A 223-nucleotide genomic window follows, 5' to 3' on the forward strand; every position below is an offset into this window, starting at 1 on the left:
GCCATCGAGGCTCGCCCCGGGCTTGACCGCATGGGACGCGATCCGGCGCAGGCGGCATGAAAAGCCGCCGAACAGCGAGAAGCGGCGCTCGAGGATGAGCGCTTCGCCGGAATCGAGGAACGCCAGGTCCGTCACGTCGTAGCCGTCGCGGAGGAGCACCGTGAACGCTCCCGGCCGGGCACCCGTGAGGATGAAGCCGCGTCCGCCTTCCGCGATGCCCACC

1 protein-coding gene is annotated in these 223 nt (G+C 70.4%); it reads right to left on the bottom strand.

From position 1 onward, the window contains the following. Positions 1-223, bottom strand: a 223-nt coding sequence (locus E4K09_RS03075) for an esterase-like activity of phytase family protein (RefSeq protein ID WP_193557240.1), incomplete at both ends; no start/stop codon positions are given.

It is taken from the genome of Microvirga pakistanensis, from assembly GCF_004458765.1.
GTDB lineage: Bacteria > Pseudomonadota > Alphaproteobacteria > Rhizobiales > Beijerinckiaceae > Microvirga > Microvirga pakistanensis.